Raw genomic sequence first — 23628 nt, 5'->3', positions numbered from 1 at the left:
GGAGGCTGGCTCAGGCCGTCTGCAGCGCCTGGCTGATCGCCTCGTTGAACGCAGGAATATCGTCGGGGTTGCGCGAGGTGATCAGCGTCCAGTTCTACCCAGGGCAAACTTGCACCTCGGCGTCTAACCAGCTCGCGCCTGCGTTGGCCAGATCCAGGCGTACGCTGGCATACGATCAGCACCTTGCCTGGCACCACGCCAGCATCGATCAGCAGCCAGGGCAGATCGCAGCGCCTGGTGCCGGCGTCACGAAACTCCTGTACCAGGCGCTGCGCGTCTTCATCCTGACGCAGGTTGTCGGGTCAGGGATCACCAGCAGATCGTAGTCAGCCGCGCTCATTCCCTTGAGCTGAGTATCGGACTGCACGCTGACGTCCTTCTTGCTGTCCTTCAGCCAGGTTTCGCCCTAGCCGCCCTTGACGCTGGCGCACTGATCCTTCATCGCCTGCATCGGCTTGAGCAACTCGTCGCGCTCGATGCCTGTGTTGGCGGTGATGAATAGCACCTTCTTGCCCTGTAGATTCGAGCTCATGATCGATACCGCGCGGGCGCAGTGAATGTTCGCGTTGGTGAACGCGGCATGTATCAAGGTGGAGAGGCGCAGGGCGTAGAAGTCCGAACAGATTGGCAGGCCGAGCATTCAGTCACTGGTTTTTTCGGCAGTATTGGTTGGCAGCGGATAGATCACTTCATGCGTGGTCAAATCGCGAATTTCGGAATGGATGGTAATGGTCGAGACCTCACGTCCCGGCGGCCCACTGATATCTTCGCGAGTAGAAAAGTCCACCACGTAGCGCTGCCCCGCGCGGAACTCGATGTCCTGCGCACCGAAGCCGCACTTCGCTCCGCCCGTACCCAGTGCATTCATGGATACCCAGCACCAGCTCAGAGAGTGTTTGCCTGGCGTCAGCCGTAGAGCCTGCTTGCCGGACACATCGAGGATTGAGCGGCGCCCGGCGTCCGGCAGTTGCTGACCATCCACATGCGTGGCCAGCAGTAGACGATGAAAAGGCACACCCAGCGCGCGATATCGCGTGGTTGCAAAGTACACAACGGGTGAGTCGGGCGTGTTGTTGGACAGGTCATGAGGCGTCATCGACTCCGGCGCCCAATCACCCTGGTAATCCTTGTACTGATAGTTGGAGCAGGCCGTCATCAGACCCGCGACCAGCAGGACGCCAGGCAGTTTGAGACGGGATACAAATGAGCAATGGCGCATCGTCATTCGTGCTTCCTTGCTGAATTGGGCTGCGGAGGATAGCGGGTCGAAAGCAGGTCCGTAAATTATCGCTATGACCACTCCGGCAGACTCGCTGACAGTTCGTGGAAGCAGTGCAGCGAGGGGCCTGCCTTCAAAGAAAACCTGTCCTTTACCCCCTCAGGAAAACCTCAAGAGCTTCGTAATTCATCGGTTTGGCAAAGTAATACCCCTGCAACACATCGCACCTGCTGCCCTTTAAAAAAGCCGCCTGAGATTCGGTTTCAACACCTTCAGCGACCACTGTCAGGCTGAGGTGGTGTGCCATGGAGATAATGCCCTGAATGATTGCGGCATCGTGGCAATCCGTGTCGAGCTCCTGGATAAACGAGCGGTCGATCTTGATCTTGTCTATCGGCAAGCGTTTGAGATAGCTGAGACTGGAAAATCCGGTGCCGAAATCATCGAGCGCAATGCGCACGCCCAAAGCCTTGAGCCGGTGCAATGTGTCGATCGCTTGTTCAGCGTTATGCAGCAACAGCGATTCGGTGATCTCCAGTTCCAACTGCTCACCACAGAGTCCGTGCTTCTCCAGGATGTTTTGGACAAATTGAACGAAATGACCACGCTGGAAATGCATTGGCGAAATGTTCACAGCCATCGAGATGCCAGTGATGCCTTGTTCGCCTAGCTGGCGCAGTTGAGCGCAAGCCGTATCGAGTACCCAAAGGCTCAGCGGGATGATCTGGCCGCTGTCCTCTGCCACTGGCACAAACACCGCGGGTGAGATAAATCCTCTCTGCGGATGCTCCCAGCGCAATAGCGCTTCGATCCCGGACACTCGCCCCGTACGCGTTTCTATCTGCGGCTGATAATGCAACTCGAGCAATTCAGTATCGATAGCCTTCTGTAGGTCGTTGCGTAGTCTCGCGTGTTCACAAACGCGCTCATTAAGATCGCTGGTGTACCACTGAAAATTATTGCGCCCTTGCTGCTTGGCTTTGTACATGGCCATGTCAGCCTGCTGAATGAGCTGCATCGGTGGCTCGGTATAACCATCGCTCAGGGTAATGCCGACACTTGCGCTCACGTGCAGGTCAATGCCCCGGATGCAGTAGGGCCTGGCTATGCCAGCCATCAGTCGTTCGGCCACCGATACAACATCGTCATCACGCAGCAGGTTCGGCAGCAGAACGATAAATTCGTCGCCGCCCATGCGCACGATGGTATCGCCGGGGCGAACGTGCTGGGCCATACGCTGCGCCACTTCAATCAGTACTTGATCGCCGAAACAGTGCCCAAGCGAATCGTTGATGGATTTGAATCCATCCAGATCGATGCACATTACCGCCATGCGACGCTTGTGCCGACGACTGATGTGACAATCCTCAATAAGCCGATCTTCAAGAGTTACACGGTTAAGCAAACCCGTCAGGCGATCGTGGCAGGCGTTGTAGCTCAACTCGCGCTCGTAGTGCTTCTGCTCGCTGATATCCCTGACCACTGCGAATACCCCGACGATCTCGTCATTGACCCTGATCGGCAGGTTGGAAATGTCCATGGTCAACAACATGTCGCTCGCGTCGCGAAGCCGTGCTTCGAAACGTTGGGGCTCTCCGGTGCAGGCTGCAGAGAAATGTCGACCTACCCGTTGCTGCTCCTCCTCGATCACCAGGTTGACAAAGTGATGACCGACCAATTCGCCAGTGGTGCATGGCTTGAGCCTCAAACTTGCGGGATTCGCATTCTGGATTCTGCCGGCCAGATCGAGGGCGAATACCGGATTGGGGTTGTACGTGAACAGTGAACGAAAACGTTGTTCGCTTTCCTCCAGGCTTCGGCCGTCACACTCACGGCGGATCGCAATGGCAGCCAGTTGGGCCGCGCAACCCAGTCGTTGAATCTGCGCCTCGTCCGGCTTATGGGTGCGGTTCTGGTACAAGGCAAACGTACCTAACACGCGTCCTTGATGGGAGAGCAAGGGCATCGACCAGCACGAGTGCAGGTTATGCCCCAAGGCCAGACTACGGAAACGCTCCCAGCTTGGGTCACGCGCGATGTCTTCGGTAACTACCAGCTCACGCCGGAACGCAGCGGTACCGCAGGTTCCCTCCTGCGGGCCTATGGCCATTCCATGAATCGCCTGGCTGTATTCAATCGGCAAACCGGGCGCCGCACCGTTAAGCAAACGTTTGCCTTCGGCATCAGCAAGCAGAATTGAACTGAAAATTTCGGGGGACTGTGCGTCCAACATCTGACAAATGGCGCAGAGTATTTCGTTCAGATGACGGTCGGTTGCGATCATGTCGAGGATGTCACGCTGCGACTCGGAAAGTGTCTTGCTGTTAAAGCTCTTGAAACAAGTATTCATGCGGGATCTTGAAGACTCTCGATATCATCCGATCTTCAGAGAGCCTGAAATAGTGAGCGATCGAGCACTTTCGACTAGCGCATCGGGGGCCCCTTTATAAGGGCACTGAACCAGCCAGAAAAGGCTCAGATTGGCCACGGAAAACCATATCAGATACGTCCTCTTTGGCTGGTTTCGCTGCACTCGGTCTCGGTGCGCGTCAAAAGTAGTTAAGTAGCCAAGCCACCCAAGATTACTCGCAGGCGAGCCGTGCACAAATCATCGGCGCTGCGGCATACAGGCAGGAGTAATGAGAAAACCCCTCCATCCGCTCGACGCGTGCCTTGCGTGAGAAGCGTTCGGCCATATAGGCCGACATAGCGAAAGGCGACCAGTTGTCCTCAGTGCCGTGCCATAGGCAGACATCTGTCTCGCAGGTGAAGACCTTGGCTGACCAGGGCTTCAGGTACTGCTGGATATCCCGCGTATAGCCGGACGCGCCTTGGGCAAAGCATTGCTGCAATACCTGGCAGATAAGCGCTTTGAACTCAGGTGATTTCACCAGCTCCCGATCCTGCCCCTGGGCGCTGGCGAACAGCATGCGAAACAGCATCTGCGGTGCTCGTTTGGCCAGTAGCGCCTGCCACTTCACCAGCCACTGGAACAAACCTGGGCTGCGCTTGGCCAGTGAGAACACGGCCTTGCCCGCCATCTGATCGAGGAAGTCCCCACCATCGAGCGGGGCGGCGGCTGAAACCAGATGCAGGCTACGAACCTGGCGCGGCATGAGGGCGCTGACTTCCAATGCGGCATGCGTGCCGAGGGAAAAACCGATGAAGTCGACCCGAGCACCTTGTACTGTCCCGCTGATCGCCTGGGCAATCTGTCGGTAGTAGTCAGAGTCGGTAACGGAGTGGTCGATGGCGAAACGATCGAAACAGAGAATGCGCAGGCCCTTTTCTCGGGCTGGCGTGTCGAATACGGCACTCTCATACGGCGAGCCCGGCACCCCGTGGAAGTAAACGACCGGTTTGCCTGCCGGGTTTCCGTATTCGCTGAAGTCCATCTCTAGTTCCGAGCAAAGTGACGTCTCGGTCTTTTATCACCGCTTTACTGAATATGCGCCAGGGCTAACTGCCGCACTGCCTTCTGGGTTCGAGCGCCTGCATGAGCCTCGCTTGGCTTACTGCGGCAACCTGACCGTCTTCTTTGCCCCGAACAGATTCCAGCTGGCGACGAACAGCGCCGCTACCAGCGGGCCGATCACGAAGCCGTTCAGGCCCAGCAGGGCCAGGCCGCCGAGGGTGGAAACGAGGATCAGGTAGTCGGGCATGCGGGTGTCCTTGCCGACCAGGATGGGGCGCAGGATGTTGTCCACCAGGCCGATCACCAGCACGCCGAAGGCGGTGAGGATGATGCCTTGCATCAGGCTGCCGCTGAGCATCAGGTAAATGGCCACAGGCGCCCAGATGATGCCGGCGCCGGCTGCCGGCAGCAGTGACAGAAAGCCCATCAGCACGCCCCACAGCAGCGGGCTGTAGATGCCCAGCGCCCAGAAGATGAAGCCACCGAGTGCGCCCTGTACGGCGGCGACCACCACGTTGCCTTTTACCGTGGCGCGCACCACGCGGGTGAACTTGATCTGCAAACGCCGTTTGGTGGTGTCGGCCAGCGGGATGGCGGTGCGGATTCTATGCACCAGGTACTTGCCGTCGCGCAGCAGGAAGAACAGCAGGTAGAGCATCACGAAGAAGCCGATGAAGAACTCGAAGGTGCCCTGGCCGATGGCGAACACCTTGGTGGCCAGATACTGACTACCGGCCATGGCACCCTTGGATATCTGTTCGCGCAGGCCGTCGAGGTTGGAGATGCCGACACGGGCGAGTTGTTCCTGCATCGATGGCGGCAGCATGCGTATGCCGCTGGTGACGTAGGCGCCTGCATCCAGCTCGCCTGACTCCAGTTTCTGATACAGGGCGGTGCCTTCGGCCACCACGGCTGAGGTGATGAAGATCACCGGCAGAATCGCCACCAGCAGGCAGATGATCAGTGTCAGCAAAGCGGCCAGATTGCCTCGGCCGCCCATGCGACGGATCAGGCGCTCCTGCAGGGGGGAGAACACCACGGCCAGGACCATGGCCCAGAACACCGCACCGTAAAACGGCAGCAGTATCCAGAAGAAGGCAATGGTCACCAGGACGAGCAGGAGGATGAAGGCTTTCTGTTCGAAGGTCGGGCTCTGCATATCGAGTTCGCTAGGAAGGGACATGCCAGTTAGTCCCCCGATGCTCTGGCAAAGTGCCGACAAAGTTGGATTGGGCTTTGGGCGATGCAGTGGGGGGCTTGACAGCTCTGGGATACTGGAAGGCGTGAGGGTGATCATTCGACGGAGGCATGGCCATGCGTGACGAGGAAATCAAGGCGCTGTTCGATCAGCAGGCAGCGGGCTACGACAAGCAGTGGGCGGGGATGGCGCCGATTCGTGAGGCGCTGTATCTGCTGCTCGATGCACTGTTCATCGACCTGCCGGCTGACGCGCGGATACTGTGCGTGGGCACCGGCACGGGCGCGGAAATCGCACACCTGGCCGAGCGCTTTCCAGACTGGCGTTTCACCGCGCTCGACCCGTCCGGGGCGATGCTCGAGGTGTGTCGCCTGCGTGCGGAGCGCGGCGGCTTTGCCGAGCGGTGCGACTTTCACCAGGGCTATCTGGATACGCTGGCGCCTGGGGCGGCCTACGACGGCGCCACCTGTTTCCTGGTGTCGCAGTTTTTGCTCGAACCTGCCGCGCGCACCGGGCTCTTCGGCCAGATCGCGCAGCGCCTGAAACCCGGCGGGCTGTTGGCCAGTGTCGACCTGGCAGCGGATGTCCAGTCGCCGGCCTACGAGGTATTGCTGCCTGGCTGGATGACGCTGATGGCAGCGGCCGGGGTCGATGCGCAGACACTGGAGCGTGCACGTGCAGCCTACGCCCGAGATGTGGCGGTGCTGCCGGCGCAGCAGGTGGCTGGCATCATCCAGGCCGCGGGTTTCAACGCGCCGGTGCAGTTCTTCCAGGCGGGGCTGATGCACGGTTGGATAAGCCGGCGCGAAACCGATGCTTGAGCGGTTCTACTCGTGGCGCGTGCTGCGGTCGCGGTCGCGCGCGTAGTGGCGGTCGAAGGGCAAGGGCGGTAGCCAGGCTTCGCGGCGGATGGTCCAGAGTTCGTAGGTGGGGGTGAACTGGTTCGGTTCGTCCAGCGAGCCGACGTTCACCTCTACTTCATCCCCCGAGCGTGCGAACACCGGCGAGCCGCAGCGCGGGCAGAAGTGGCGGCCGGCGTACTGGCCGGTTTCGCCCTCTACCTTCACCGCGTCCTGCGGGAATATCGCCGAGGTGTGAAAGAGGGCGCCGTGGTGCTTGCGGCAGTCCATGCAGTGGCAGACGCCGACCCGATAAGGCTGGCCGCTGGTTTCGAAACGCACCTGGCCGCAGAGGCAGCCGCCGGTGAGGTGGGTCATGGCGATGTTCTCCTGTTTCGTGTTCGGGGACTGAGAACATAGCAGGAGGCGGCGTAATGCTCGCCAGTTAAGAGCAAGACGATGATGCTTGCGGGCGATCCTGATAAAAGCATCGCCCGCAAGCGGGCTCCTACGGTTCGAGATCCAGTTCCTGCTCGATCCTCGCCCATTCCGCTTTCAGGGCACGCCTCAGGTAGGCGATGAAGAGTCGGTCGCGCAGGCGGCGCAGGGTGGAGCTTCGTCGCGCGGTCTGGGCTCGCTCGATGGTTTCGCTGAGCCAGGCGCTGTCGAAGCCTGTCCAGATCGGTGGGATGGGCGCGAGCATGTTGGAGTAGCACGCAGGAGCGACGTCCTCGTAGAAGGCGGCTTGTACTGTGGCAGGGGCGAAACCTGCCACCTGACGGGCGATGTATCCGTAGTCGACTTCGTTGTCGACGAATACGTCCGACAGCGCCGACCACAGATGAATGCGTTCTTCGCGGGTCATAAGCCTGTTCTGCCCAATGCTGCGTAATCGGTGGCGAGACTGTAATGGCTGGCGCGCATCCTGGCCATTGGCGCGGGCTGCTGCGAAGGCCTGGTGGGATGTATCATCGGGCACATAGTTGCATGACTGAATCTGCCCGTGAGCGTCGGTCGTGCAAGCGCTGTTTTCGTATCCGTGGCCGTAGACGCGGCCCGCCATTTGCGAGTGATGACACAATGATCGAGGTAACCGAAGTTTCCATTGCCGAGTTGCGCGCGGCGCTGGAGTCCGGCCGCACCACGGCGGTCGAGCTGGTCAAGGCCTACCTGGCGCGTATCGACGCCTACGATGGCCCGGATACGCCGACCCGACTCAATGCGGTGGTGGTGCGCAACCCCGATGCACTGAAGGAGGCCGAGGCCTCCGATGCGCGCCGCGCCCGTGGCGAAACCCTCGGCCCGCTGGATGGTATTCCCTACACCGCCAAGGACAGCTACCTGGTAAAGGGCCTGACGGCGGCCTCCGGCAGCCCGGCGTTCAAGGATCTGGTGGCGCAGCGTGATGCCTTCACCGTCGAGCGTCTGCGTGCGGCAGGCGCCATCTGCCTGGGCAAGACCAACATGCCGCCGATGGCCAATGGCGGCATGCAGCGCGGCGTCTATGGCCGTGCCGAAAGCCCGTATAACGCCGATTACCTGACGGCCCCGTTCGCCTCGGGCTCGTCCAACGGTGCCGGCACTGCCACCGCCGCCAGTTTCTCCGCCTTCGGCCTGGCCGAGGAAACCTGGTCCAGCGGACGTGGCCCGGCCTCGAACAACGGGCTGTGCGCCTATACGCCGTCGCGCGGGGTGATCTCGGTGCGCGGCAACTGGCCGCTGACGCCGACCATGGATGTGGTGGTGCCCTATGCCCGGACCATGGCCGACCTGCTGGAAGTGCTCGACGTGGTGGTGGCCGACGATGCCGACAGCCGTGGCGACCTGTGGCGTTTGCAGCCCTGGGTGCAGATCCCGAAAGCCTCCGAGGTGCGTCCCGCGTCCTACCTGGCGCTGGCGGTCAAGGCCGATGCGCTGAAGGGTAAGCGCCTTGGCGTACCGAAAATGTTCATCAACAAGGACGATCTGGCAGGTACCAGCGAGAACCCTGGCATCGGCGGGCCGACGGGCCAGCGCATTCACACCCGGCCGACGGTGATCGACCTGTGGGAAGCGGCGCGTCAGGCACTGGAAGCCGCTGGCGCCGAGGTGGTCGAAGTGGACTTCCCGCTGGTGTCCAACTGCGAGGGCGACCGCCCCGGTGCGCCGACCGTGTTCAACCGTGGCATCGTCACGCCCGAGTTCCTGCATGACGAGCTGTGGGAGCTGAGCGGCTGGGCTTTCGACGACTTCCTGCGCGCCAATGGTGATCCGAAACTCAACCGCCTGGCCGATGTGGACGGGCCGCAGATTTTTCCGCATGACCCCGGCACGCTGCCGAACCGTGAGGGCGACCTGGCGGCGGGCATGGAGGAATACGTCAACATGGCCAAACGCGGCATCAAGCCCTGGGATCAGATCTCCACGCTGCCCGACGGTCTGCGCGGCCTCGAGCACACACGCAAGATCGACCTGGAAGACTGGATGGATCAACTGGGCCTGGATGCGGTGTTATTCCCCACCGTGGCCGACGTCGGCGCGGCCGATGCCGACGTGAATCCGGCATCCGCCGATATCGCCTGGAGCAACGGTGTGTGGGTGGCCAACGGCAACCTGGCGATCCGTCATCTGGGTGTGCCGACCGTCACCGTGCCGATGGGCGTGATGGCCGATATCGGTATGCCGGTGGGGCTGACCTTTGCCGGCCGTGCCTATGATGATTCGGCACTGCTGCAGCTCGCGGCGGCCTATGAGTCGACTGGCAGCAAGCGTCAGGTTCCGCCGCGTACGCCTGCGTTGTGACGTGAACCTGCCACCCTTCAGGAGGGGCTTCAGCCGCGACTGCTGCAGCGATTGTCGCCGCTAAAGCGCCTCCCACGGGTTGTGGTGCCCCACAATTCAGCGCGCAGGGCGGGTGCAACCCGCCATCGCCATTCTGGCGGGTTTCACCCGCCCTAAGACTGCCTTTCGCGAGCAGAGGCACATCGATCCAGCTCTCTCCCGTAAGCGGGAGAGGGGAGGCAAGTCGTGCTGGCTCAGTGGGAGGGGCTTCAGCCGCGACTGCTGCAGAGCTTGTCGCCGCTAAAGCGCCTCCCACGGTTTGTGGTGCCCCACAATTCAGCGCGCAGGGCGGGTGCAACCCGCCATTGCCATTCTGGCGGGTTTCACCCGCCCTGCGATGTATCGTTCACCTGTGGATTGGAGAGAGGAGGCAAGTCGCGCTGGCTCAGTGGGAGGGGCTTTAGCCGCGACTGCTGCAGCGATTGTCGCCGCTAAAGCGCCTCCCACGGTTTGTGGCGCTCCACAATTCAGCGCGCAGGGCGGGTGCAACCCGCCATTGCCATTGCGGCGGGTTTCACCCGCCCTGCGATGTATCGTTCACCTGTGGATTGGAGAGAGGAGGCAAGTCGTGCTGGCTCAGTGGGAGGGGCTTCAGCCGCGACTGCTGCAGAGCTTGTCGCCGCTAAAGCGACTCCCACGGTTTGTGGCGCTCCACAATTCAGCGCGTAGGGCGGGTGCAACCCGCCATTGCCATTGCGGCGGATTGCACCCGCCCTACGGGATGACGCTCTATCGTTACTGGCGCAAATCCACCGCCGGTGCGCCCTGGCCGTCGAACAACTGGCTCGGGGTGCTGGGCAGGATGCTGGGGCGGCCGTTGTCCGGGCCGCCGTTGCCGATGATGCGAATGTCGCTGTATTTCTTGCCCGACAGTGCAGCCAGGCCAGCGCCGTCGCGGACGATGGTCGGCCGCAGGAAGACCATCAGGTTGCGTTTGATGTGGGATTCGCGGGTGGAGCGGAACAGCCCGCCGAGCAAGGGAATGTCGCCCAGCAGAGGCACCTTGGAGATGGCTTGGGTGACGTCGTCCTGAATCAGGCCGCCCAGCACGATCACCTGACCGTCGTCGGCGAGGATGGTGCTCTTGATCGAGCGTTTGTTGGTCACCAGGTCAACCGCCTGGGCGTTGAGCCCGGTGCTGGGAGCGATGGAGGAGATTTCCTGCTCGATCTCCAGGCGCAGCGTGGCGCCTTCGTTGATGTGCGGGGTGACCTTGAGGGTCACGCCGATGTCCTGGCGTTCGATGGTGGTGAAGGGGTTGCCGGCACCCGAGGCATCGGTTGTGTAGGAGCCGGTCTGGAAGGGCACGTTCTGCCCGACGAGGATTTCCGCCTTCTGGTTGTCCAGGGTCAGCAGGCTCGGCGTGGACAGCAGGTTGCTCTTGCTGTTGGCCGAGAGTGCGGTGATCAGTGCGCCGAAACGATCACTGCCGATGCCGATGATGGCGCCGTCGGGCAGGGTGAGGTCTTCCGGTATTTCGTCACTTTGCAGGATCTGCAGCACGCTGCCCACCGACAGGCCGGTGCCGGAGAAGTTGACCCCGCCCAGGCCGCCTTTGCCGCCACGAGCATCCACGGCCCACTGCACGCCGAGAGCGTCGGTGATGTCGCCGGAGACCTCGACGATGGCCGCTTCGACCATCACCTGTGCGCGCGGTACGTCGAGCTGACGCACGATGTCTTCGAGGGTGGCGACCAGATCGGGCTCGGCCAGCAGCACCAAGGCGTTGAGGCTCTCGTCGGCGCGGATGAGGATGTTCGACTGCCTGCCGGGGGTTTCACTGTTTTCCTGATTCTTCAGGCCTTCGGAGATCTCCCCGAGGGTTTCGGCCAGGGACTTGGCATCGTTGTGGCGCAGGCGGATCACGCGGGTGTTGGCCGAGCGGCTGGTGGGGCTGTCCAGCGAGCGGGCAAGGTCGGCCAGTTTGGCGCGGGCGTCCGGTGGGCCGAGCAGAATCAGGCGGTTAGTGCGTGCGTCGGCCACCACCTGGGTGGCGCTGGTGCCCTTGGCCTGGCCGCGGGCAATGGCGGTGTTGAGCACTTCGGCGGCGTCCATCACCCAGGCGTGCTGCAGGGTGACCACGCTGAAGTCCTGCGCGCCGCTGCGGTCAAGCTGGCGCATCAGGTCTTCGATGCGTTCGATGTTGGCGCTGCGGTCGCTGATGATCAGCGCGTTGGACGAGGTGACGGCAGCCAGGTGGCCATACTGCGGCACCAGCGGACGAATCAGCGGGATCAGCTCGGCCACTGGCGCGTGCTGTACCTGGATCAGGCGGGTTTCCAGGCGGTCCGGCGCCGGGCGGCCGGCATCGGCTTCGGCCTTGGCCTCGGCGTTGGGCACGATGCGCGCCTGGTCGCCCTGGGTCAGCACGCTGAAACCGTGGGTGGCCATCACCGAGAGAAACAGTTGATAGACCTCGGACAGCCCCAACGGCGTGCTGGAGATCACGTTGACCTGGCCTTTCACGCGCGGGTCGACAACGAAGGTCTGCCCGGTGATGGCGGCGACCTGATCGATGAACTCGCGGATGTCGGCGCCCTTGAGGTTGATGGTCCAGCGTTCTTCCTGCTGATTGGCGCTGGCCGGTACCTGCTCGATTTGCGCGAGCGAAGGCAAGGGGACAGCAGCCAGGCCGGCGGCGAGGATGGCGAGGGTCAGTCTGCTTCGGAGAACATGCATCGGTTCAGTCGCTTTCCATGAGCTGATCGGCGGGCGTTTCCTCTGGCAGAGTGCCAGAGGCTTCCATCTGTTCGCGCAGGTCTTGCATGCGCTGACGCAGTTGTTCGAGGTTGTTCTGGTCGAGCTGATCGAGTTGTTCGACGGGGTCGTTGATCGTTTCTTCCGCTGGTGTATAGACGCTGTACTGGCCACTCTGCTGACGAGGGAAGGCCAGGCTTTCGCGGCGGCCATTGCGCAGCAGTTCGACGTGATCGGCATAGACGGCATCCAGGCGCACGCCACTGTCCACATCCATGCCGACGGTATAACGCTGGGCGCTCTGGCCCTGGCGCTGGAGCACGGCGCTGGAACGTTGCGGGTCACTGTGGACGAAGCTGCCGAGCAAGGTCAGTTGCAGGTTGGTGGCCGGTGGCGGGCCGCTGTCGGCCTGGCGTGGGCTGCCGAACAGCTGGGCGATGGGCGCCTGCGCGCGCTGTTGCAGGTCGGGGGCAGTCTGACTGAGCGGTTGCTGCACGGGGCCGCGCACCAGACGCAGCAACTCTGCGCTTTGCCAGGCCAGACTCACGCTCAAGGCGATCAGCACGAGCATGCCGATCAGGCTCGGGGCATTGTCCTTGATCCGCTGGGAAAGGGCCGAGATGGGCAAAAGCATCACTCCGAAAACGACAGTCCAATTCTTCTTATGTGCTGGGCGTCGCGCGCTGATCATAGCAGTCTGCGCGAGGTTGGCATCCCCTAAATAGGGTGGGTGTACAGTTACAGACGATGTGTTAAAGATAGTCGAATGTATGCACAAAAAGACCGTTCCAGAGGTAGCCATTGGGTCGAACAGTCAGATTTGGCTGTGTTGCCCGAATAAGGTTCTGTTCTAAGGTCACACATGAACACTTCGTTGCTGGAAATTCCGCTGCGCCGTCTGCCCTTCAGCTTTGCCAAGCGTCACGGTGTGGTGTTCGTCATGCAGGACGAACGCACCAGCCTGGCCCATCGCGCCGATTGTGACCCGGTGGCGCTGGCCGAGGCGCAGCGCTTCGCCGGGCGCCGCCTGCCGCTGCAGGTGCTGAGTGCCCCTGAGTTCGCCCAGGTGTTGGGTGCTGCCTATCAACACGATTCAGCGTCCATGCAATTGGCCGAGGATATCGGTGGCAGTTTCGATCTGGCCTCTCTGGCCGATCAGGTGCCGGAAACCGAAGACCTGCTGGAGCAGGAGGACGACGCGCCAATCATCCGCCTGATCAACGCCATCCTGGGTGAAGCGATCAAGGAAAACGCTTCCGACATTCACCTGGAGACTTTCGAGAAACGCCTGGTGGTGCGCTTTCGCGTCGACGGCATCCTCCGTGAGGTGCTCGAACCCAAGCGCGAGCTCGCCGCGTTGCTGGTCTCGCGGGTGAAGGTCATGGCGCGGCTGGACATCGCCGAGAAGCGCGTGCCGCAGGACGGGCGCATTTCGCTCAAGGTCGGTGGGCGCGAGGTGGACATTCGTGTGTCCACATTGCCCTCGGCCAATGGTGAACGGGTGGTGCTGCGTCTGCTCGACAAACAGGCCGGGCGCCTGTCTTTGCAGCACCTGGGCATGCGCGCCGAGGACCGCAAACTCATGGAGGATACGGTGCGCAAGCCGCACGGCATCCTGCTGGTTACCGGCCCCACCGGCTCGGGCAAGACCACCACGCTATACGCCAGCCTGGTCAGCCTCAACGACCATACGCGCAACATCCTCACCGTCGAGGACCCCATCGAATATCACCTCGAAGGCATCGGCCAGACTCAGGTCAACACCAAGGTGGACATGACCTTCGCCCGCGGTCTGCGCGCCATCCTGCGCCAGGACCCGGACGTGGTGATGGTCGGCGAGATCCGCGACAAGGAAACCGCCGAGATCGCCGTACAGGCTTCGCTGACCGGCCACCTGGTGCTCTCCACGTTGCACACCAACAGCGCCATCGGCGCCATCACCCGCCTGGTGGACATGGGCGTAGAGCCCTTTTTGCTGTCGTCATCCTTGCTGGGTGTGCTGGCCCAGCGCCTGGTGCGGGTGCTGTGCCCGTCGTGCAAGGAACCCTATGCGGCCGATGCAGCCGAATGCGCGTTGCTCGGCGTGCCGGCCAGCTCGCCGCCGACCCTGTATCACGCTCGCGGCTGCGCTCACTGTCATCAGCAGGGCTACCGTGGGCGTACCGGTATCTACGAACTGGTGGTCTTCGATGAAGCCATACGCACGCTGGTGCACAGCCGCGCTTCCGAGCAGGACTTGACTCGCCACGCCCGCACCCTGGGCCCGAGCATCCGTGACGATGGCCGGCGCAAGGTGCTGGAGGGGGTGACCACGGTCGAGGAAGTGCTGCGCGTGACGCGAGAGGAATGATGGCGAGTGGGATGTTGGCATTGGCTCCTGTAGGAGCGGCTGGGCGGCATTCCGTTTCGGCCGCGGGTCGGCGCAGATCGCGGCTAAGGCCGCTCCTACGGGAACAACCGGAGCGATTTGCCGATGGCTGCCTTTGAATATATCGCCCTCGACGGGCGCGGCCGCCAGCAGAAGGGCGTGCTGGAAGCCGACAGCGCGCGCCAGGTGCGCCAACTGCTGCGTGAGCGCCAGCTGGCGCCGCTGGAGGTCAAAGCCACGCGCAGCCGCGAGCAGGACAGCGGGCAGGCGCGCCTGGGTTTTGTACGTGGCCTGTCGGCGCGCGACCTGGCGCTGGTCACTCGCCAGTTGGCGACGCTGATCCAGGCGGCGCTGCCCATCGAAGAAGCGCTGCGCGCCGCTGCTGCGCAATCCACCCGTTCGCGTATCCAGAGCATGCTCCTGGCGGTGCGCGCCCGCGTGCTCGAGGGCCACAGCCTGGCCGGCAGCCTGAAGGAATTTCCGGCCGCGTTTCCCGAGCTATACCGCGCCACGGTGGCGGCGGGGGAACATGCCGGGCACCTCGGCCCGGTGCTGGAGCAATTGGCCGACTACACCGAACAGCGTCAGCAGTCGCGACAGAAGGTGCAGTTGGCGTTGCTCTACCCGGTGATCCTGATGTGTGCCTCCTTGCTGATCGTCGGCTTTCTGCTCGGCTACGTGGTACCGGACGTGGTCAAGGTGTTCGTCGATTCCGGGCAGACCCTGCCAGCGCTGACGCGCGGGCTGATCGCCCTGAGCGACTGGGTCAAGGCCTGGGGGCTGGTTGCCCTGGTGGCGCTGATACTGGCGGTCGTCGCCTTGCGCGCAGCCCTGCGTGACGAGGCGTTCAGGCTGCGCTGGCATCGGTTTCTGCTGCGCATACCGCTGGTTGGTCAGCTGGGCCGCGCCACCGATTGCGCGCGTTTTGCCTCGACCCTGGCCATCCTCACCCGCAGCGGTGTGCCGCTGGTGGAGGCGCTGGCGATTGCCGGCGAGGTGATCGGCAACCGGGTGATCCGTGGCGAGGTGCTGGTGGCGGCGCAGAAGGTGCGCGAAGGTGGCAGCCTGACCCGCTCGCTGGAGGCCACCGGACAGTTCCCGCCGATGATGCTGCACATGATCGCCAGCGGTGAGCGCTCCGGTGAGCTGGATCAGATGTTGGCGCGTACGGCGAAGAACCAGGAGAACGACCTCGGCGCTCAGATCGCTCTGCTGGTCGGATTGTTCGAGCCGTTCATGCTGGTCTTCATGGGGGCAGTGGTGCTGGTGATCGTTCTGGCCATCCTGCTGCCGATTCTTTCTTTGAACCAGATGGTGGGGTAGCAAGGTGAATAGCAGACAAGCAGGTTTCACCCTGATTGAAATCATGGTGGTGGTGGTGATCCTGGGCATTCTGGCGGCGCTGGTGGTGCCGCAGGTGATGAGCCGGCCTGATCAGGCCAAGGTCACCGCCGCGCAGAACGACATCCGCGCTATCGGCGCGTCGCTCGACATGTACAAGCTCGACAACCACAACTACCCCAGCACCCAGCAGGGCCTGGAGGCGCTGGTGAACAAGCCGAGCGGTAACCCACAAGCGAAGAACTGGAACAAGGATGGCTACCTCAAGCGCCTGCCCATCGATCCCTGGGGCAACCCGTATCAGTACCTGGCCCCCGGTACCAAGGGTGCCTTCGATCTCTACTCGCTCGGCGCCGACGGTAAGCAGGGTGGCAGCGATCTGAACGCCGATATCGGCAACTGGGATCTCTGACCCGACCATGCCGCTGTTCGCCTGTGGGAGCGAGCGTCGCGAGCGAAGCGTTCGACATCGCCCATGTTCGCGAGCAGCGCTCGCTCCTACGTTGAAGGCGCAGCGCGGCTTTACCCTGATCGAGCTGCTGGTGGTGCTGGTCATTCTCGGCAGCCTGATCGGCCTGGCGGTGCTAAGCACCGGCATCGCCGGGCCGTCGCGCGAGCTGCGCAGCGAGGCCGAGCGCCTCGGTGGGCTGATCGGCGTGCTGGTGGATGAAGCGGTGCTGGACAATCGCGAATACGGGCTGAGTTTCACCCGTGAAGGCTATCGGGTGCTGCGCTACGACCCGCAGCGCGGCGAATGGCAGGCGCTGGATCGCCAGGCTCATCGCCTGCCGGAGTGGGCCGAAGTGACGCTTGAGGTGGAGGGCAACGTGGAAGGTGAGGCTTTGAACCTCGGGGGCGAGGCCAGTGCTGATGCACCGCAGTTGCTGATCCTTTCCAGTGGCGAGCTGACTCCGTTTCGCCTGCGTATCGCCGAACGCCGTCGTGACGGCCTGCGTCTGCAACTGTCTAGCGATGGCTTCGGTCTGCCGCGTGTCGAGGAACTGGGCACGGGGCGCGCCAGATGAGATCGACGCGAGGCTTTACCCTGCTCGAAGTGCTGGTGGCCCTGGCCATCTTCGCCCTGATTGCCGCCAGCGTGCTGACTGCCAGCGCACGCAGCGTGCGCACGGCCAGCCAGCTTGAGAACAAGACCCTGGCCATGTGGGTGGCGGACAACCGACTGACCGAGCTGCAACTGGCCGACACGCCACCGGCTGATGGCCGCGACCAGGGCCAGGTGGAGTTCGCCGGCCGTCGCTGGTCGTGGCAAAGCGAAATCCAGGCCACCAGTGAGCCGGCCATGCGCCGCGTGACGTTGTGGGTCGCCGCCGAGGAGCGGGGCGCTTCGGGCGATCTGCGTGAGCGGGCGCAGGTCACGCTCAGCGGTTTCCTGGGGGCGCCATGATGCGTAGGAGCGAGCTCTGCTCGCGAATCCGTGGCGACGCCATTTCGCTCGCGACGCTCGCTCCAGCCCGTAGGATGGGCCGGGCGGCGCTCCGCTTCAGCCCACCAACAGCGGCCAGCCTTGGTGGGCTAAAGCCCACCCTACCAACTGGTGACCCTCAGCGGTTTCCTGGGAGCTCCATGATGTGTGGGAGCGCTCAGCGCGGCTTCACCCTGCTGGAGCTGCTGATCGCCATCGCCATCTTCGCCCTGCTGGGCCTGGCCACCTACCGCATGCTCGACAGCGTGCTCAGCGCCGATGCCGTCACTCGCGAGCACGAACGTCAGTTACGCGAGTTGACCCGCGCCCTGTCAGCCTTCGAGCGCGATCTGCGCCAGGTCACGGTACGGCCGATTCGCGATGCTTTCGGTGATGCCCAGCCGGCGCTGCACGGCGATTTGGCTGATGCCACGGCGCTGGAGCTGAGTCGTGTCGGCTGGCGCAACCCGCTCGGCCAACCGCGTGCCGAGGTACAGCGGGTGCGTTGGCAGCTCAGTGGCGAGCAGTGGCAGCGGCGTTACTGGCGCGTGCTGGATCGCGCGCAGGACAGCACGCCGCAGATCCAGCAGGCGCTCGATGGCGTCGAGTCATTGAGCCTGCGCTATCTGGACAAGGACGGCCAGTGGCAGCCTGACTGGCCGCCAGCCAATGCCTCTGGCGACGGTCTACTCACAGAGCTGCCACGCGCTGTGGAGCTACGCCTGCAGCATCGCCGCTATGGCGAGCTGCGCCGTCTGCTGCGCCTGCCCGATCTGCCGGCGCAGAACTCTGCTGGCGCGCCGCCGGAAGATCCTGATCAGGCGCCGCAGTCATGAAGCGGCAGAATGGGGTGGCGTTGATCACTGTGCTGCTGGTGGTCGCCGTGGTCACGGTGGTGTGTGCGGGGCTGATCGCCCGTCAGCAGCTGTCGATCCGCAGCAGCGCCAACCAGTTGCACGTGACCCAGGCCTGGCACTACGCCCTGGGGGGCGAGACGCTGGCCAAGGCGGTGCTGGAGCGCGACCTGCGCCGGGGTGATCCACGTCAGCCGGTTGATCACCTGCTGGAACCTTGGGCCAGGCCGCTGACGTTCCCGCTGGATGAAGGCGGCGAGCTGTGGGTGCGCATCTCCGATCCCGGCGGCCGCTTCAACCTCAACAGCCTGGTGCGCCAGGGGCGGCCCAACGAGCTGGCGGTGCTGCGCCTGCGCCGCCTTTTGTTGCGTTTGGGCATCGACAAACCCTATGCCGAGCGCTTGCTGGATTGGTTCGATAGCGACAGTGAGCTGCGGGGCGGCAATGGCGCCGAGGACGGCCAGTATCTGCTGGCGACACCGCCTTATCGCACTGCCAATCGCGAGATCACCGACGTGTCCGAACTGCGCCTGCTGTTGGAAATGGAGGAGGCCGACTATCGCCGCCTGCAGCCTTTCGTCAGCGCGCTGCCGAGCGAGGCGCTGCTCAACGTCAACACCGCTAGCGCGATGGTGCTCTCCAGCCTCTCCGATGGACTGACACCGGATGCGGCCCTGGCGCTGATCGCCGGGCGTGGTGACGAGGGGTATCTCAGCCCGGCTGCATTCGCTGCTCAGCCTGCGCTCGCCGGGTTGGGTGAACAGGTGGTACAGGGGCTGGCGGTCGGTAGCCAATATTTCGAGGTGTTCAGCGAGGTGAGCCTGGGCGAACGCCGGGTGGTATTGCGTAGCCTGCTGCAGCGCAGCAATGATGGCCAGGTCAGTGTCCTGGCGCGTGATCTGGGGCAGGGCGGCGTGCCGCTCCGGCCTCTCGAGGAACAACAAGAATGAACCCGACATGGATTTATCTGCCGCCTGAGGCGTGCCACGCGCTCTCAGCGGATCTACCCGTGCAGCGCGTCACGGCAGACAGCAGTCGCTCTCTTGGTCTGGCCGAGGCCCTGGCCGATTTGCCGGCACACTGGGAGCTGGTGCTGCCGGTGGAGGCGGTCACCGCCTGCGCCGTGCGACTGCCGACGCAGAAGGCGCGCTGGATGCGCCAGGCGCTGCCGTTCGCGGTGGAGGAGTTGCTGGCCGAGGATGTCGAGCTGATGCACCTGGCGCTGGGTGAGCCACTGGCCGATGGTCGTCACCGCGTCTATGCGCTGCGCGCCAGTTGGTTGCGCGAGTGCCTGGCCCTGTGCGCGGCGCAACCGCCGCAGGCGATTCGCGTCGATGCCGATCTGCTGCCACGCCAGGGCAGTCAGTTGCTCTGGTTGCAGTCGCGCTGGCTGCTCGGTGGCGAGGCGCCCTGGCGCCTGGCTTTGCAGGACGAGGATTGGCCAGCGCTGGCAGGCCGTTGCCCATCGCCATGCATCGCCAGTGCGCCGGCTGGGCAGGCGCTGCCCGGCCCGGTCGATGAGGTGCATCTGCTGGAGGACGCGCATCAATGGCTGGTGCTTCAGGGCAACGGTGTCGATCTGGCTCAGGGGGAGTTCGCCCTGCGCCAGAGTGGCGACGGTTGGCGGCGTTGGCGCCCGCTGGCCGGGGTACTGGCGCTGTGCTTCGTACTGCAGTGGGGCTTCACGCTCGCGCAAGGTTGGTACCTGCAGCGCGAGGCCGATGCTTACGCTGCGTCCAGCGAGGCGCTGTACCGCGAGTTGTTTCCTCAGGACAGCAAGCTGATCAACCTGCGTGCGCAGTTCGATCAACATCTGGCGCAGTCCACGGGCGGCGATAGTCCGGTGCTGGGCCTGCTGGCCGAGGTGGCGGCGGCGCTGCAGGCCGAGGGCACAGCGCTGGTGCAGGTCAATCAGCTCGATTACAGCGCGACCCGTGGCGATCTGTCGTTGCAATTGCAGGCGCCGGGCTTTGCCGAGCTGGAGCGTTTGCGTGAGCGTCTGGAGGAGTCCGGCCTGTCGGTGCAGATGGGCTCGGCCAGCCGTGAAGCCGAGGGCGTCAGTGCACGCGTGGTGATAGGAGGATGATGGGCATGTCGAGGACGGGGTTGAGCGAAAGTCTGCAACTGCACTGGCAGCGCTCGCCGCTGGCGCAGCGCTGGCAGACGCTGCCGGCGCGTGATCGCCTGGCACTTTTGGCGCTGAGCGTTTTCCTGCTGTTGGTGCTGTTTTATCTGGCGTTGTGGCAACCGGTGCAGCGTCATGCTCAGGCCGCGCGTAGCGCATTCGAAGAGCAGCGGGCCCTGTACGCCTATATGCAGAGCCGTGCGCCACAGGTGCAGGGGCGCGACTTGCAGCCACGCGCCAGCCTCGACCCGGCACGCCTGCAGGGGGTGGTCACGGCGAGTGCGGCTGAGCAGGGGCTGGTGATCGAGCGTCTGGATACCGAAGGCTTTGGCGTGGTGCAGGTCAACCTGCAGCCGGTGGCATTCGCTCAGTTGCTGCGCTGGATTCAGGCGCTGGAGGGGCAGGGCGTGCGCGTCGAGGAAGCCGGGCTGGACCGCGCCGAGGAAAACCGCGTGAGCGCACGCCTGAGCCTGCGCGTCGATGGGTAGGGTGCGCCATGCGCACCGGCTTCTTGTGGTTTTCGCTATCAGGCTCGGTTCTCTCGGTGCGCACGGCGCACCCTACGGTTTGAGTGGCGCCGCGGTAACAGTGCGCACTCAATTGGGCGGTTAGGGAACGTGGGCGTGCCGATACGGTGCATATTTCAGCGCGGGTTGGAACGCGTTAGAGGCGTTGATGCCCATGAAATGGGCATTCGTTGATTCCTGGCCTGAGTATTGCTGTGAGTATCCGTTTGTCCTTTTCGCTTGATCACTCCTTTGCCTGGCTGTCAATATCTGTCGCCGGCGCTTCCTGTGCTTCTGTAATTAGTTGTCGCATTGAGGAAATATCGCCTCATTGCCTGCCGCTAGAATGCCGCACACCCAGCCAAGGCCCCTGTGTCGCTCGTCCACCACGACAGCGCAGCACCGCCTTCTACAATCCTTAAAAGGCCCGGGCCCCTCACTGCCTCGATGTCATACCCAATTCGAAGGAGCAAAGAATGAAGAAGATCGCACTGCTCGGCGCCCTGGCGCTGTCCCTGATGTCGCCCCTGGCCATGGCCGAGAAGCCGCTGCGCATCGGCATCGAGGCGGCTTACCCGCCCTTCGCATTCAAGACTCCCGATGGCCAGATTGCCGGCTTCGACTACGACATCGGCAACGCCCTGTGCGAAGAGATGAAGGTCGAGTGCAAGTGGATCGAGCAGGAGTTCGATGGCCTGATCCCGGCACTGAAAGTGCGCAAGTTCGACGCCGTGCTGTCTTCCATGTCGATCACCGAAGACCGCAAGAAGTCCGTGGACTTCACTGGCAAGTACTACGCCACCCCGGCCAAGCTGGCGATGAAGGCCGGTACCGAGATCAAGGACCCGCTGGTCGACCTGAAAGGCAAGAAGATCGGCGTGCAGCGCTCGTCCGTGTATGACCGCTACGCCACCGACATCTTCGCCCCGGCTGGCGCTGAAGTCGTGCGCTACAGCTCGCAGAACGAAGTGTTCCTGGACATGCAGTCCGGCCGTCTGGATGCCACCCTGGCCGACTCGGTGAACATCGATGACGGCTTCCTCAAGACCGACGCTGGCAAGGGCTTCGCGTTCGCCGGCCCGGACTTCACTGACGTGAAGTACTTCGGCGAAGGCCAGGGCATTGCCGTGCGCAAGGGTGACAAGGCGCTGGCCGACAAGATCAGTGCTGCCATCCTGGCCATTCGCGCCAACGGTAAGTACAAGGCAGTGCAGGACAAGTACTTCGACTTCGACGTTTACGGCGAGTAAGCGTCCCAGGCAGATGAAGTGGCACTAACCTTCTGAGGTTGTGCCACTTTTTTCTTGGTTCTGCGGAGTCGGTGAATACCCATGCTGGTATTCACCCTGCGGCCCGTCGCGTGAGCGACATGAATTTTCTTTGTGCTAGGCGGCGCCTGGGGTGCCTGAGAGGTATTAGCGCATGCTTCAAGGCTACGGCTCGACCATTCTCGATGGTGCCTGGCTCACTCTGCTTCTGGCGCTGACGTCGATGGCAGTAGCGATCTTCCTCGGGCTGCTGGGTGCGGCCTTTCGTCTGTCGCCGATCCGCTGGCTGGCGGCGTTGGGCGATACCTACGCCACGGTGATTCGCGGCATTCCCGACCTGGTGCTGATCCTGCTGATCTTCTATGGCGGCCAGGACATGGTGAACCGTGTCGCGCCGATGCTCGGCTATGACGACTACATCGACATCAATCCCTTCGTCGCTGGCGTCTTCACCATGGGCTTCATCTTCGGCGCCTACCTGTCGGAAACCTTCCGTGGCGCCTTCATGGCGATCCCCAAGGGGCAGGCGGAAGCGGGTGCAGCCTATGGCATGAGCGCGATGCAGGTGTTCTTTCGCATCCTCGTGCCGCAGATGATCCGTTTCGCCATTCCCGGTTTCACCAACAACTGGCTGGTGCTGACCAAGGCCACCGCGCTGATTTCCGTGGTCGGCCTGCAGGACATGATGTTCAAGGCCAAGAGCGCGGCCGACGCGACGCGTGAGCCGTTCACCTTCTACCTGGCAGTGGCGGGGCTGTACCTGGTACTGACCAGTGTTTCGCTGCTGGCGCTGCGCTTTCTCGAGAAGCGCTACTCGGTGGGTGCCAAGGTGGCTGACCTATGATCTTCGACTATCAAATGATCTGGGAGAACCTGCCGCTGTACTGGGGCGGCGTGCTGGTCACCCTGAAAATCCTGCTGATCTCCCTGGCGTTCGGCCTCAGCCTGGCGCTGCCTCTGGCGCTGATGCGGGTGTCTAAATCGCCTTGGGTCAACTTCCCGGCCTGGCTCTATACCTACGTGATTCGCGGCACGCCGATGCTGGTACAGCTGTTCCTGATCTATTACGGCCTGGCCCAGTTCGAGTTCATCCGTGACAGCTTCATGTGGCCGTATTTCTCCAGCGCCACCTTCTGCGCTTGCCTGGCGTTTGCCATCAACACCAGCGCCTACACGGCGGAAATCCTCGCCGGCAGCCTCAAGGCCACGCCGCCCGGCGAGATCGAGGCGGCCAAGGCCATGGGCATGTCGCGCAGCAAGCTCTACCGGCGCATCCTGCTGCCGTCGGCGTTGCGCCGTGCGCTGCCGCAGTACAGCAACGAAGTGATCATGATGTTGCACACCACCTCGCTGGCCTCGATCGTGACCCTGATCGACATCACGGGTGCCGCGCGCACCGTCAGCGCGCAGTACTACATGCCGTTCGAAGCCTTCATCACCGCCGGCCTGCTCTACCTGGCGCTGACCTTCATCCTGGTGCGCCTGTTCAAGCTGGCCGAGCGCCGCTGGCTGGCCTACATGGCGCCGCGCAAGGCTTGATGCCTTGACGATTCAA

22 protein-coding genes and 1 pseudogene are annotated in these 23628 nt (G+C 63.1%); 14 read left to right on the top strand and 9 right to left on the bottom strand.

Annotated elements, in window-relative coordinates; translation table 11 throughout:
- Nucleotides 1-10: 10 nt before the first annotated feature.
- The 5 genes and pseudogenes from INS93_RS08760 to INS93_RS08740 form a co-directional block, all read right to left on the bottom strand.
- A pseudogene (locus INS93_RS08760) lies at nucleotides 11-532 on the bottom strand (DJ-1/PfpI family protein).
- 108 nt (nucleotides 533-640) lie between these two features.
- The gene (locus tag INS93_RS08755; protein ID WP_226945403.1) at nucleotides 641-1225 is read right to left on the bottom strand and encodes a hypothetical protein; all 585 of its coding nucleotides are present in this window, start codon (nucleotides 1223-1225) and stop codon (nucleotides 641-643) included.
- A gap of 145 nt (nucleotides 1226-1370) precedes the next feature.
- Nucleotides 1371-3569 (bottom strand): putative bifunctional diguanylate cyclase/phosphodiesterase, encoded by a 2199-nt coding sequence (locus INS93_RS08750; protein WP_192981073.1) that lies wholly within the window; start codon nucleotides 3567-3569, stop codon nucleotides 1371-1373.
- Nucleotides 3570-3801: 232 nt separating this feature from the next.
- Nucleotides 3802-4614, bottom strand: a complete 813-nt coding sequence (locus INS93_RS08745; protein ID WP_192981072.1) for an alpha/beta fold hydrolase — start codon at nucleotides 4612-4614, stop codon at nucleotides 3802-3804.
- A gap of 117 nt (nucleotides 4615-4731) precedes the next feature.
- Nucleotides 4732-5793 carry an AI-2E family transporter gene (locus INS93_RS08740; RefSeq protein WP_192981435.1) on the bottom strand — a complete coding sequence of 354 codons (1062 nt, stop codon included), beginning with the start codon at nucleotides 5791-5793 and terminating at the stop codon, nucleotides 4732-4734.
- A gap of 155 nt (nucleotides 5794-5948) precedes the next feature.
- Here INS93_RS08740 and INS93_RS08735 point away from each other — a divergent pair, with 155 nt between their 5' ends.
- Nucleotides 5949-6653: a class I SAM-dependent methyltransferase gene (locus INS93_RS08735; protein WP_192981071.1), complete on the top strand. Its 705-nt coding sequence runs from the start codon at nucleotides 5949-5951 to the stop codon at nucleotides 6651-6653.
- 6 nt (nucleotides 6654-6659) lie between these two features.
- On the opposite strand, the gene INS93_RS08730 is transcribed toward INS93_RS08735, so the two are convergent.
- A complete protein-coding gene (locus INS93_RS08730) occupies nucleotides 6660-7049 on the bottom strand; it encodes a GFA family protein (protein WP_192981070.1) in 390 nt (129 codons plus the stop codon).
- 130 nt (nucleotides 7050-7179) lie between these two features.
- A complete protein-coding gene (locus INS93_RS08725; protein WP_192981069.1) occupies nucleotides 7180-7536 on the bottom strand; it encodes a DUF7079 family protein in 357 nt (118 codons plus the stop codon).
- Between the two features lie 215 nt (nucleotides 7537-7751).
- Here INS93_RS08725 and INS93_RS08720 point away from each other — a divergent pair, with 215 nt between their 5' ends.
- The gene (locus INS93_RS08720; protein ID WP_192981068.1) at nucleotides 7752-9452 is read left to right on the top strand and encodes an amidase; all 1701 of its coding nucleotides are present in this window, start codon (nucleotides 7752-7754) and stop codon (nucleotides 9450-9452) included.
- Between the two features lie 774 nt (nucleotides 9453-10226).
- Here INS93_RS08720 and gspD read toward each other — a convergent pair.
- Together gspD and INS93_RS08710 are read right to left on the bottom strand one after the other, a co-directional pair.
- Nucleotides 10227-12170 carry a type II secretion system secretin GspD gene (gene gspD, locus INS93_RS08715; RefSeq protein ID WP_192981067.1) on the bottom strand — a complete coding sequence of 648 codons (1944 nt, stop codon included), beginning with the start codon at nucleotides 12168-12170 and terminating at the stop codon, nucleotides 10227-10229.
- A 4-nt stretch (nucleotides 12171-12174) separates the two neighbouring features.
- Entirely contained in the window at nucleotides 12175-12822 is a 648-nt protein-coding gene (locus INS93_RS08710) for a type II secretion system protein N (RefSeq protein WP_226945402.1), read from the bottom strand.
- 228 nt (nucleotides 12823-13050) lie between these two features.
- Here INS93_RS08710 and gspE point away from each other — a divergent pair, with 228 nt between their 5' ends.
- From gspE to INS93_RS08650, 12 genes are all read left to right on the top strand, one after another.
- Nucleotides 13051-14538 carry a type II secretion system ATPase GspE gene (gene gspE, locus INS93_RS08705; RefSeq protein WP_192981066.1) on the top strand — a complete coding sequence of 496 codons (1488 nt, stop codon included), beginning with the start codon at nucleotides 13051-13053 and terminating at the stop codon, nucleotides 14536-14538.
- Nucleotides 14539-14661: 123 nt separating this feature from the next.
- Nucleotides 14662-15879, top strand: a complete 1218-nt coding sequence (gene xcpS, locus INS93_RS08700; protein ID WP_192981065.1) for a GspF family T2SS innner membrane protein variant XcpS — start codon at nucleotides 14662-14664, stop codon at nucleotides 15877-15879.
- A gap of 4 nt (nucleotides 15880-15883) precedes the next feature.
- Complete coding sequence (gspG, locus tag INS93_RS08695) at nucleotides 15884-16309, top strand: type II secretion system major pseudopilin GspG (protein ID WP_192981064.1); 426 nt, start codon at nucleotides 15884-15886, stop codon at nucleotides 16307-16309.
- Nucleotides 16310-16400: 91 nt separating this feature from the next.
- Nucleotides 16401-16922 (top strand): type II secretion system minor pseudopilin GspH, encoded by a 522-nt coding sequence (gene gspH / locus INS93_RS08690; RefSeq protein ID WP_192981063.1) that lies wholly within the window; start codon nucleotides 16401-16403, stop codon nucleotides 16920-16922.
- Nucleotides 16919-17302, top strand: coding sequence for a type II secretion system minor pseudopilin GspI (gene gspI, locus INS93_RS08685; protein ID WP_192981062.1), 384 nt, complete (start codon nucleotides 16919-16921; stop codon nucleotides 17300-17302). Before gspH ends, gspI begins: the two co-directional genes overlap by 4 nt.
- Before the next feature lie 179 nt (nucleotides 17303-17481).
- Nucleotides 17482-18156 (top strand): type II secretion system minor pseudopilin GspJ, encoded by a 675-nt coding sequence (gene gspJ / locus INS93_RS08680; protein ID WP_192981061.1) that lies wholly within the window; start codon nucleotides 17482-17484, stop codon nucleotides 18154-18156.
- Entirely contained in the window at nucleotides 18153-19124 is a 972-nt protein-coding gene (gspK, locus tag INS93_RS08675) for a type II secretion system minor pseudopilin GspK (protein WP_192981060.1), read from the top strand. The genes gspJ and gspK overlap by 4 nt, the downstream gene beginning before the upstream one ends.
- Nucleotides 19121-20260: a type II secretion system protein GspL gene (gspL, locus tag INS93_RS08670; protein ID WP_192981059.1), complete on the top strand. Its 1140-nt coding sequence runs from the start codon at nucleotides 19121-19123 to the stop codon at nucleotides 20258-20260. Before gspK ends, gspL begins: the two co-directional genes overlap by 4 nt.
- Nucleotides 20260-20787 carry a type II secretion system protein M gene (locus INS93_RS08665; protein WP_420707287.1) on the top strand — a complete coding sequence of 176 codons (528 nt, stop codon included), beginning with the start codon at nucleotides 20260-20262 and terminating at the stop codon, nucleotides 20785-20787. Before gspL ends, INS93_RS08665 begins: the two co-directional genes overlap by 1 nt.
- Nucleotides 20788-21281: 494 nt before the next feature.
- The gene (locus INS93_RS08660) at nucleotides 21282-22055 is read left to right on the top strand and encodes an ABC transporter substrate-binding protein (protein ID WP_192981057.1); all 774 of its coding nucleotides are present in this window, start codon (nucleotides 21282-21284) and stop codon (nucleotides 22053-22055) included.
- 172 nt (nucleotides 22056-22227) lie between these two features.
- Nucleotides 22228-22917: an ABC transporter permease gene (locus INS93_RS08655; RefSeq protein WP_169969742.1), complete on the top strand. Its 690-nt coding sequence runs from the start codon at nucleotides 22228-22230 to the stop codon at nucleotides 22915-22917.
- Nucleotides 22914-23612 (top strand): ABC transporter permease, encoded by a 699-nt coding sequence (locus tag INS93_RS08650; RefSeq protein ID WP_192981056.1) that lies wholly within the window; start codon nucleotides 22914-22916, stop codon nucleotides 23610-23612. Before INS93_RS08655 ends, INS93_RS08650 begins: the two co-directional genes overlap by 4 nt.
- Nucleotides 23613-23628 lie beyond the last annotated feature (16 nt).

The organism is Pseudomonas sp. EggHat1, from assembly GCF_014892995.1.
In the GTDB taxonomy this organism is placed as follows: Bacteria; Pseudomonadota; Gammaproteobacteria; order Pseudomonadales; family Pseudomonadaceae; genus Aquipseudomonas; species Aquipseudomonas chaetocerotis.
The sequence above is the reverse complement of the archived record's forward strand: the minus strand, read 5'-3'. Positions and strand labels throughout refer to the sequence as shown.

Excerpts from the sequence above, each read along its gene's own strand:
- gspD (WP_192981067.1), bottom strand. The coding sequence starts at position 12,170 with ATGCATGTTCTCCGAAGCAGACTGACCCTCGCCATCCTCGCCGCCGGC.
- INS93_RS08665 (WP_420707287.1), top strand. The coding sequence starts at position 20,260 with ATGGGCATGTCGAGGACGGGGTTGAGCGAAAGTCTGCAACTGCACTGG.
- INS93_RS08730 (WP_192981070.1), bottom strand. The coding sequence starts at position 7,049 with ATGACCCACCTCACCGGCGGCTGCCTCTGCGGCCAGGTGCGTTTCGAA.
- INS93_RS08660 (WP_192981057.1), top strand. The coding sequence starts at position 21,282 with ATGAAGAAGATCGCACTGCTCGGCGCCCTGGCGCTGTCCCTGATGTCG.
- INS93_RS08735 (WP_192981071.1), top strand. The coding sequence starts at position 5,949 with ATGCGTGACGAGGAAATCAAGGCGCTGTTCGATCAGCAGGCAGCGGGC.
- INS93_RS08745 (WP_192981072.1), bottom strand. The coding sequence starts at position 4,614 with ATGGACTTCAGCGAATACGGAAACCCGGCAGGCAAACCGGTCGTTTAC.
- INS93_RS08650 (WP_192981056.1), top strand. The coding sequence starts at position 22,914 with ATGATCTTCGACTATCAAATGATCTGGGAGAACCTGCCGCTGTACTGG.
- INS93_RS08755 (WP_226945403.1), bottom strand. The coding sequence starts at position 1,225 with ATGACGATGCGCCATTGCTCATTTGTATCCCGTCTCAAACTGCCTGGC.
- gspI (WP_192981062.1), top strand. The coding sequence starts at position 16,919 with ATGAGATCGACGCGAGGCTTTACCCTGCTCGAAGTGCTGGTGGCCCTG.
- INS93_RS08720 (WP_192981068.1), top strand. The coding sequence starts at position 7,752 with ATGATCGAGGTAACCGAAGTTTCCATTGCCGAGTTGCGCGCGGCGCTG.
- gspK (WP_192981060.1), top strand. The coding sequence starts at position 18,153 with ATGAAGCGGCAGAATGGGGTGGCGTTGATCACTGTGCTGCTGGTGGTC.
- gspE (WP_192981066.1), top strand. The coding sequence starts at position 13,051 with ATGAACACTTCGTTGCTGGAAATTCCGCTGCGCCGTCTGCCCTTCAGC.
- INS93_RS08710 (WP_226945402.1), bottom strand. The coding sequence starts at position 12,822 with ATGCTTTTGCCCATCTCGGCCCTTTCCCAGCGGATCAAGGACAATGCC.
- xcpS (WP_192981065.1), top strand. The coding sequence starts at position 14,662 with ATGGCTGCCTTTGAATATATCGCCCTCGACGGGCGCGGCCGCCAGCAG.
- INS93_RS08655 (WP_169969742.1), top strand. The coding sequence starts at position 22,228 with ATGCTTCAAGGCTACGGCTCGACCATTCTCGATGGTGCCTGGCTCACT.
- gspJ (WP_192981061.1), top strand. The coding sequence starts at position 17,482 with ATGATGTGTGGGAGCGCTCAGCGCGGCTTCACCCTGCTGGAGCTGCTG.
- INS93_RS08740 (WP_192981435.1), bottom strand. The coding sequence starts at position 5,793 with ATGCAGAGCCCGACCTTCGAACAGAAAGCCTTCATCCTCCTGCTCGTC.
- gspL (WP_192981059.1), top strand. The coding sequence starts at position 19,121 with ATGAACCCGACATGGATTTATCTGCCGCCTGAGGCGTGCCACGCGCTC.
- INS93_RS08750 (WP_192981073.1), bottom strand. The coding sequence starts at position 3,569 with ATGAATACTTGTTTCAAGAGCTTTAACAGCAAGACACTTTCCGAGTCG.
- INS93_RS08725 (WP_192981069.1), bottom strand. The coding sequence starts at position 7,536 with ATGACCCGCGAAGAACGCATTCATCTGTGGTCGGCGCTGTCGGACGTA.